The following is a 7,565-nucleotide window of genomic DNA, read 5'->3' as shown; positions in this document are numbered from 1 at the left end:
TATAAGAATAATAACCGCTTGATCATATAATCCATTCCCATTATAGGTTGATGTATTTCATCTTTAATATAAGATGAAATACATCTCATATCTATATGTTATGGTCTATTAATGTTTATCCCGCAACTGATCTGCTGTATCCTTGTTTCTCTGATCGCCTCGTTGATGAAGATTTCGATGGCTTTCACGTGCTGCAGACTCCCAATCCCCACGGTTCACAGCAGCATTAAAGTTCGGAAAGTTTCTCGATAGCTTAGGAATTCCTAAGTTAAATCCCATATCCACTAAGGCAGTTTTTCTAGAGTTAGAAAAACCATCATAACCAGAATATAAAGAACGCAAGCCTTTCTCTGTAGTCTGAACATCGGAAATACATAATCCAATAACAGCATCATTTGATAAATGCAAGTTCATTGGTACTTGTCTAGAGTCTTTTTTAAAGTTATTAAAAGCATCGGTTATTTCTTTTTTTGATGCTGCAACTTCTTTTTCCATATCATCACCATGACCATGCCATGTATGAGTTCTTGTAAAAGGGAGAGATGCCGCCATATCTGGCGTAGATAGCAAATGACCAATACCAACAGTAATATTACCTTCGCTATCCTTATACATGGTGTTTTTGAACCCCTCATGGGCTTTTAAATTATTAACACACATGCTCATATAGTAGCCATTATAGTTTCTGGTAGATGGTATACTAATATGTGTCTTATCAGAAATACCTTCATGGCGATTTCCCCCATTACCACCAGAATGAGCACCATAACCGCTATGGCTGTCCCCATCATAACTATGAATTGTTCCATAGGGAGTATTGTGATCATGCCACCCCGGACCTTGATTAGAATTTTCAATACCACTCATCTTAATTTCCTCTTTGACATTTAAAACAACGATCAATACAACTGTATATATAACCACTAGTTTTATATACAGTTTAAAATTACGCCGCTGCGTTTTCCCTGTCAACCCTGTGGATTTTCATTTTTGTGAAAACGGTCAAAAAAACAGCCACTCACACCATGTGCCATCCCCGCCAGATGCCACAAAAACCAGCACAAACATTACCGTTCTCCGGCCTCAGTATGTTTTACTGAGACCATGAGATGAGACACCTATGGGACACTGTCACTTTATGGCATGGCACACACTCCGGGACGCACTGAAAATGACGGGCAGATCGCGTTCACAGTTTTACCGTGATATGCGCGCAGGCCTTGTCAGTTACCGTACAAGCCAGGACGGACGACGGGAGTTTGAAACTAGTGAACTGATCCGGGCATACGGCGAATTAAAGCGGAATGAGACACCAGAAAGGCACACAGCGGGACAGGCAGAAAAACCTCATGATCAGCAGACAGAACGCATTCTCCGGGAGCTGAACGAGCTGAAACAATGCCTGACGCTGATGCTTGAGGATAAACAAGCCCAGGATACGGAGCGCCGGCGCCAGGAAGCAGAACGGGAACAACTACAGAATGAGATAGCCCAGCTCAGGCAGGCGCTGGAGCAGGAAAGGAAACGGGGATTCTGGTCCCGGTTGTTTGGTCGCTGAACGCTGTCAGAGACTGATGATAAGATAGTCTTCTGATAATAACTCACCGAAAATAAATACATTAAGGTAAGGAGACTCGCATGAAACGTTCTGGCGGCACACGCTATATGTATCTTAGCGCCCTGATAACTGTGTCAGCAGCCCTCACAGCCTGTACCCCAAAAACCAGCCTGGAACAACATACCCGGCATTATGTTTATGCTTCAGATGATGGGTTCGATCCTAACTTCTACACCAAGAAAGCTGACACCACACGGATGATGATTCCGTTCTTTCAGCAGTTCAGGGAGATGGGGGTGAAAGACAAAGCAGCCGGAGTATCAGCAGAAACGGCACAGCAACGCATAAAAGAATTCCACTCTGAAGAATTCCTTCAGTCACTGAGAACCACAACCACCTTTGCGGGCAGAAAATACACGAACAGTGATATGCCATCACCGGAAAAAATGAAGCTGCTGGCTGACACGATTTCTGCGATTTATCTCGATGGCTACGAGGGAAGACAGTAAGTGGATTTACCATAATCCCTTAATTGTACGCACCATTAAAACGCGTTGAGCGCGATTCTGACGCAGGCACAGCAAAAAGAAATGTTTACCCCCAGGAAAACCGGAAAAATGCGTCAGGATCGTTTTCAGGGCGTTGCATGACTATGCACGAAACTGAATAGCGATCTGTTTGGGCGCATACGGTGCCCATGAGGCACATTTTCGGACATTTTCAGTTCGTGAATCCCTGGCTCATTGCTACATATCCGGGCAGACACCCCTGGCAGCGCCCCCAGGGGTGTTATGTAAAAAAAGGCGACGCGCCCCTAGGGGCGCCCCTACATTAATTAACTGTTTTTTCTACAGATAGTCAGTACTGACCCTAAGCAGGGTCGTCATAGCGTCGCCATAGGGTCGTCGACGACGTGCTTTTGTATAAATCTGAATAAGAAAATACATTTTTAAAACCATAACAACATGATTTAAAAAGAAAATCAGCAAAAAGTTGGTTTTGCGTGGGGTGTGGACATTTCAGACATGAGAACAGACTCGCGTTTTTCCGGAGTATCAGCGGAATATCTGATTAAAAAACACTCGCCGCAGAGCGCGATTTTATGCAACAGCGGCTGTACTGCACAGGGATTATTTATCAGTTGATATGCTGTGCCATGATATTGCTATTGCCGAAAGGGACGTCGTTTTACGGCGTTTTCCCTATCCTGCATCGCACTGGCCGCGTTCGAATGTTTGCGCCCCTGACTAACCGCTCACTCAGCTTTATCACTCTCGCCTGCGTCACAGTTATCATGCTCCCATGAACAGAAATTCCCTTACACGGAGACATCAGACCAGTGACCAAACAGGAAAAAACCGCCCTTAACATGGCCCGCTTCATCAGAGGCCAGACATTAACGCTGCTGGAGAAGCTCAACGAACTGGACGCGGATGAACAGGCAGACATCTGTGAATCGCTTCACGACCACGCCGATGAGCTTTACCGCAGTTGCCTCGCACGTTTCGGGGATGACGGTGAAACCCTCTGACATATGCAGCTCCCGGAGACGGTCACAGCTTGTCTGTGAGCGGATGCCGGGAGCAGACAAGCCCGCCAGGGCGCGTCAGGCCGTTGACCTTTGGGGTGTCGGGGCGAAGCCCTGACCCAGTCACGTAGCGATAGCGGAGTGTATACTGGCTTACTCCTCTGCAAGCCTCGTCAGCCATGATTTTGCCCGATTTCGCGATCTCCACGTTCAACAGCTCGATCATGTTTTTGCCGTCCGTTCACCGTTAAAACGCCTCAGAAATCGGGACTGGATGTGGGAATGTCGGACCGCGCACGCGCACTCAGACATTCCCCACCTGGTCAGGGCTTCACCCCGACACCCCGCATCCGTGCGTAAGTGCTCAATGTAACTTCCGGTTCTCTTCCGCTTCCTCGTCGATTCGCTCGCTACGCTCGGTCATCGACTTGCGGCGAGCGGGATCACCTCTCGCATGTTGTCGGTGATCCCGTTGTTGTTCTTTCGGGGATGAGTCGTCAGATAGCCCTTCAAACACGCTCAGAAGCTCTCAGACGCACGAAACGGGTTTAAATGCCCGCCAGGGCATGGAAGGCGCGAAAAACGCTTACAGAGGCTCTCAGGAGGTCAGGCGCGCCGATACCCCTAACCAGGGGCTTTCATGTCGCTAGGAACCGCGTCAGCTCCCTGCAAAGCCTATTTGCACGGCACAGGCAGCTATTCGGCTGGTTGGTGGTCGTAGACCGTCGGTGTTACAGCGATGGGGGTCTGGGGTTCTCCCCAGACGGTTTCCGGTTGCGCTCAAGGCGCTGCCGGAACCGTGGCGGCGCGGTCGTTCTGGGGATCGGGGAGCAAAAACACGCAAGGGATTTTGAGGCGGCAAAAGAGCAATGCAGGATAGACAATCATGGTCAAAACGTTAACACGTAGCCCCTGATTGTCCGCCTGCCGCTGGCTCAATTTGAAAACATGGCCATGATTCGGCGCTGAATATCACCGTCTTTGTTGACCAGTGTTTTAGTGACAAACGCTGCATGGTTTTTCGTAGTGTTGTATCCCTTCCAGACTTCATGTGGATCGAGGGCATACGCACAAACCTTACCAGCAACGGGGATTCTAACTAATGCATTTTTTGATTCTAAGTAATTGAGCCACCGAATAATTGTACTTCTGCTAACTCCAAGTTTTTCAGCTAGGAATTGCTGATCCGCAACGACAGCGCCACACGTAGGATCGATATGCTCCGCTAAAAATGAGTACAGCTTCAGTGCTGATATGCCTTGGCTATCCTTCAGCAGCTCTCGAACACGTTCCCAACCTTTTGGGGATACCTGTGTAAACCTTGAATTCTTCTTTGCTTCTTCGAGATCCTCGGTGTTTTTCTTTGCCTCATCTGAAAGTTGTTTCAGTCGTTTTTCTGAATCAATAAACATGATTTTTTCCCTCTGAAAATCCCATGCACTAACGTTGGTTCAAATCTAAGCCATCATGACACATCTGTGCAACACCTTGTTGCGTGTTGTCGCATCCTGGATGCGACAACGTTGTGTCACCCTGGATGCGACAGGTAAACAAAAAACACACTAAAAAAACAACAACTTACAAATCGGCGTAAAAGATCTATTCTAGGCAAGGGTGTTGCGCGCAACGCAACGCCCTTTTGGGGTGTCGGGGCGAAGCCCTGACCCAGTCACGTAGCGATAGCGGAGTGTATACTGGCTTAACCATTCGGCATCAGTGCGGATTGTATGAAAAGTGCGCCATGTCCGGTGTGAAATGCCGCACAGATGCGTAAGGAGAAAATGCCAGTTCAGGCGCTCTTCCGCTTCCTCGCTCACTGACTCGCTACGCTCGGTCGTTCGGCTGCGGCGAGCGGACTCTCCTTTCTCAAAAACGCTAACCCTGTTATCCACAGAACCCGGGGATAAACCAGGAAAGAACATGTGCGCAAAAAACGAAACCCCGGGAAAGGCCGCGCCGGAGGCGCTTTTTCCATAGGCTCCGCCCCCCTGACGGACTTCCCAAAACAGACCCTTTTTCGGTGCATCTGTGGGAGCCTTGCGGCTCAACCATGAAATCCGCCAGCGGTGGCGAAACCCGACGTGGCTTAAAGATCATCACCGTTTCCGGTGAATCGCTCCCTCCTGCGCCCCCACGTTCCCGCCATATCGATTACCGGATACCTTTTCCGCCTTTCTCCCTTACGGGACACGTGGCGCTTTCTCATAGCTCACGTCTTCTGGTATCTCGGGGCGACTTAGGCAGTTCGCTCCGGGCTGGGCTGTATGCAGGAACCCCCCGTTCAGCCCGACTGCTGCGCCTTCTCCGGTAACTGTTCTCTTGGGTCCAACCCGGAAAAGACACCACAAAGCGCCACTGGCAGCAGCCATTGGTAAAAGTCATGTGCGAGATATTTAGAGAGTACTTGAAGTGGCTGCCGGAGTGCGGCTACACTAGAAGAACAATTTTGGTGACTCGTCTCGCATAAGACAGTTACCTGGTTAAGCAGTCTGCAAGCTGACTTAACCTTCGATCAAACCGCCCTGCAAGGCGGTTTTTTCGTTTACAGGCAGCAGATTACGCGCAGAAAAAAAGGATCTCAAGAGGATCCTTTGATCTTTTTGTTACAAACGTCTCTATTTGACTCCCCTGAGAGCGTTTTAGCGCGCCTCTGACCCCCTTGGTTACATTCCGACACCAGAAACGCTCCCGTTTTTTACGTGCATTTGGCACGGTATCGATGGAGGCCGGGGGGCAATCCTGAACAGAATGTTACTCCTCTGAGTATTTTCTGTTAAGAAAATATACACTTAGCACAGTTACAATAAATCCTACCCCCTGTAAGAATGTGAATTGTTCATCCAAAAACAACCATGACAAAAATAATGCAACTAGCGGAATAAAGTACAACATTATCCCTGCCAAATGAACTGGGAGCCAACGCAAGGAGTTCAAGTAAAAACAAAAAGCTAAAAAATATTGTAATATTCCAGATGAAAAAACAATAATCACGGATTCCAACGGAAGATAAATTGATGATTTAGATATAAAAATAAAGAGCGATGACAGTATAAGGGAGAATGTCAACTGTCCGCTCAATAATGTGATAGGCTCAAACGATTTAATAAGGCGAGACGATATAACAACATAAAATGCTGCCGATAACACACCGGCAACAACAAGACAATATCCAACAATATTATTCGATCCATTACTGATGTCTGGCAAGGCTACCAAAATACTGCCAACAATTGCACCTATAAGGAACAATATAAAATATTGCGGGGAATTAATTTTAACTGAGCAAATAAGAACAGACAACACCAATATAAACACTGATTCAAGTGAAAAAATAATTGATGCGCTTCCTGCTGAAATAAAATAAAGTCCGTAGAGTGTAAAAGTATACGCTAAGAATGGTTCAAAAACGCCTGTCGCATAAGCAAGTATCGCTTTTGAGTTTAATGGGAGTTTTTTTCTTTTTATAAAAAGAACTATCCAAGATAGTATTACTGCACTACAAATCTGCCAGAAAAACACCCCTCCGGCATCTAGTTCTTCAACTCCTTTTTTGCTCATTACGATAGCTGCCCCCCATGAGAACGCTGCTAAAAAAGCAAAAAGCATTCCTTTAATCATATTAATCATCCTCTTTCTCATAAAGGGGTTTGTTTTCAAATTTCCTTGGTTGAAAGGAGTTAAAAAACATAGATGCATCATCTACAGGAATACCAATAAACTCTCCATAATAAGGATCATCTATAGGAAACTCTTCTAATGAAACATAAAACAATACATTCCAGTTGAAGATCATTGGATCACTATTTTCTATTTCATGGAGCAATCTTTCATCCTTAGTTAATTCTCCTGGAATTAATACATCAGTATGATAAAAACCGCTGTAATAAGAACTATTACCGGTGTGCACTGGGCATCCAAAACGATCCAAATTAGATTCTGAATGCCATGTTGTAGAAATCCCTTCCGGATGTGAATACCCACCCTTACCAACAGACTGAATAGTCATGTTACGAATATCCGCTAACGCTTGTTCTTGATCTTTATAGAAACCTTTTTCTATCGCCAGCCTCATAAAATGCCCCGGGGCATTTACAGAAATAAGTATTCCCCCTGGTATTCTTCTATCATGATTTCTTGTTCTATGAGCAGAAGAGTAAAAAACATTAACACCAGCCTTATATATTTTTAGCCCATCTTTATCCTGAAATGGTACGCTTTCAGTATAAATAACATCCTCTTTTATTGGATAGCACTCTGGCATATGCAGCGAACAAATATATTTTTGTATGTCCACTAACTCTTCTGATGGACGAGCAAAGGCAAGTTGTGGATGAATAAAATAAATGAGATGCGCACTGACCTCTCCTCTTCTTGCGCGTTCTTTAAAACGAACTCTTTCATTACGCAAAAAATCAAACAAATGACCATCATCATTATATAGTTGGGGGCTATTTACAATAGATAAATGGAAATCAAGCC

General features: G+C 45.9%; 8 protein-coding genes. 3 read left to right on the top strand and 5 right to left on the bottom strand.

Going from position 1 to position 7,565, the window contains the following annotated elements:
- Window positions 1-108 precede the first annotated feature (108 nt).
- Window positions 109-867 (bottom strand): glycoside hydrolase family protein, encoded by a 759-nt coding sequence (locus KGB14_RS23025; protein WP_001555316.1) that lies wholly within the window; start codon window positions 865-867, stop codon window positions 109-111.
- A 304-nt stretch (window positions 868-1,171) separates the two neighbouring features.
- On the opposite strand from KGB14_RS23025, the gene KGB14_RS23020 reads away from it, so the two are divergent.
- The 3 genes from KGB14_RS23020 to KGB14_RS23010 all read left to right on the top strand — a co-directional run bounded on the left by KGB14_RS23020 (window position 1,172) and on the right by KGB14_RS23010 (window position 3,089).
- A complete protein-coding gene (locus tag KGB14_RS23020; protein ID WP_052899455.1) occupies window positions 1,172-1,558 on the top strand; it encodes a hypothetical protein in 387 nt (128 codons plus the stop codon).
- A gap of 80 nt (window positions 1,559-1,638) precedes the next feature.
- On the top strand, window positions 1,639-2,067 hold the full coding sequence (locus KGB14_RS23015) for an Exc2 family lipoprotein (protein ID WP_000830439.1): 429 nt from the start codon (window positions 1,639-1,641) through the stop codon (window positions 2,065-2,067).
- 830 nt (window positions 2,068-2,897) lie between these two features.
- Window positions 2,898-3,089 (top strand): Rop family plasmid primer RNA-binding protein, encoded by a 192-nt coding sequence (locus tag KGB14_RS23010; RefSeq protein WP_100783622.1) that lies wholly within the window; start codon window positions 2,898-2,900, stop codon window positions 3,087-3,089.
- A gap of 22 nt (window positions 3,090-3,111) precedes the next feature.
- Here the strand turns inward: KGB14_RS23010 and KGB14_RS23005 are convergent, their stop codons facing one another.
- The 4 genes from KGB14_RS23005 to KGB14_RS22990 all read right to left on the bottom strand — a co-directional run.
- Window positions 3,112-3,312 (bottom strand): hypothetical protein, encoded by a 201-nt coding sequence (locus KGB14_RS23005; RefSeq protein ID WP_223488975.1) that lies wholly within the window; start codon window positions 3,310-3,312, stop codon window positions 3,112-3,114.
- Window positions 3,313-4,021: 709 nt separating this feature from the next.
- Window positions 4,022-4,498 (bottom strand): helix-turn-helix domain-containing protein, encoded by a 477-nt coding sequence (locus tag KGB14_RS23000; RefSeq protein ID WP_000469298.1) that lies wholly within the window; start codon window positions 4,496-4,498, stop codon window positions 4,022-4,024.
- A gap of 1,339 nt (window positions 4,499-5,837) precedes the next feature.
- Window positions 5,838-6,704: a DMT family transporter gene (locus KGB14_RS22995; protein ID WP_001335763.1), complete on the bottom strand. Its 867-nt coding sequence runs from the start codon at window positions 6,702-6,704 to the stop codon at window positions 5,838-5,840.
- A 1-nt stretch (window position 6,705) separates the two neighbouring features.
- The coding region (locus KGB14_RS22990) for a hypothetical protein (protein ID WP_223488974.1) at window positions 6,706-7,565 on the bottom strand (860 nt) is incomplete at its 5' end.

Source organism: Pseudomonas sp. A-RE-19 (genome assembly GCF_019956555.1).
In the GTDB taxonomy this organism is placed as follows: Bacteria; Pseudomonadota; Gammaproteobacteria; order Pseudomonadales; family Pseudomonadaceae; genus Aquipseudomonas.
Note: the sequence above shows the minus strand (reverse complement) of the source record. Positions and strands in the feature narration are given on the sequence as shown.